Origin of the sequence: Paraburkholderia silviterrae, from assembly GCF_004353915.1 — a bacterium.
GTDB classification, from domain to species: Bacteria; Pseudomonadota; Gammaproteobacteria; order Burkholderiales; family Burkholderiaceae; genus Paraburkholderia; species Paraburkholderia silviterrae.
This window is the reverse complement of the sequence record NZ_SMRP01000068.1, coordinates 1-1,147: the sequence shown is the minus strand read 5'-3', so window position 1 is coordinate 1,147 and position 1,147 is coordinate 1. Positions and strand designations below refer to the sequence as shown.

2 protein-coding genes and 1 pseudogene are annotated in these 1,147 nt (G+C 62.2%); all 3 read left to right on the top strand.

Annotation, left to right across the window (positions count from 1 at the left end; genetic code table 11):
* The coding region (gene pstS, locus EYW47_RS40485; protein ID WP_133200400.1) for a phosphate ABC transporter substrate-binding protein PstS at positions 1-550 on the top strand (550 nt) is incomplete at its 5' end.
* A 165-nt stretch (positions 551-715) separates the two neighbouring features.
* Complete coding sequence (locus EYW47_RS40480) at positions 716-901, top strand: type 2 periplasmic-binding domain-containing protein (protein WP_133200398.1); 186 nt, start codon at positions 716-718, stop codon at positions 899-901.
* Between the two features lie 132 nt (positions 902-1,033).
* A pseudogene (locus EYW47_RS42335) lies at positions 1,034-1,147 on the top strand (alpha/beta fold hydrolase); the annotation flags it as partial.

Here is a 1,147-nt window from a genome sequence, read left to right as displayed (position 1 = left end):
CACCAGCTTCATCTGGACGAACTACCTCTCGAAGGTCAACCCCGACTGGAAGAGCAAGGTTGGCGAAGGCACGACCGTGAGCTGGCCGACCGGTACGGGCGGCAAGGGCAACGATGGCGTTGCGGCCTTCGTGCAGCGTCTGCCGGGCGCGATCGGCTACGTCGAGTGGGCCTACGCGAAGCAAAATCACATGGTCTACACCGCCATGAAGAACGAATCGGGTGCGGTCGTTCAGCCGGCCACCGAAACGTTCAAGGCCGCAGCGGCCGGCGCGGACTGGAAGAAGTCGTTCTACCAGATCCTCACGAACGAGCCGGGCAAGGACGCATGGCCGGTCGTCGGCGCGACCTTCGTGCTGCTGCACACGGCGCAGGACAAGCCGGAGCAGGGCAAGGAAACGCTCAAGTTCTTCCAGTGGGCTTTCAAGAATGGCGGCTCCGCAGCTGACAATCTCGACTACATCTCGCTGCCGCCTTCGGTCGTGACCGAAATCGAGTCGCAGTGGAAAGAGAAGGTGAAAGACGCCAGCGGAAAGCCGGTGGCCCCGTGATTCGTTAGCGACGGCGGCGCCCATGGAGCGCCCTTAGGCGCTCCGGACAACCACAACGTTCGAACCGCCGGACTTGCGGCAAGATGGAGTTCACGCCGATACCGACGGCCAACTCGCTTGCGACCTTGAAGAATCAGGTAAGCGCATACGGCGGGGATTACGTTCATGTCCGGGCGCGCGGTCGCGCGCGAAGTCGACGCTGGGGAACGCGTGGCGGTGAAGATCGACAATCCCGCGCTGCATTCGGCCGAAATACAACTCATCGTGCGGGCCGACCGCAGAGCCTCCATCGCATTGCAGAAGCTCCAGCGGTTGCTGGCCGACTTGTCGATTTTCAAACCATCGCGATAACCGGAGCCTGGCGTTCGACGCACTGCTGAATGCGACGAAGCACAGCCCCTTGGCCAAACACACCGCACGGTTCAGCACTAAAAGGTCGTGGTTTCGCTGGCATTCACGGCGCTAAAGCACCCGGCCGCAGCTGCCAACGGCCCATGCGTGCTCGTCGGCCATAGCTATGGCGGCGCCATCATCACGGAGGCGGGCAACGACGAACACGTGAAGTCGCTTGTCTATATCGCCGCTCACGCACTCGAT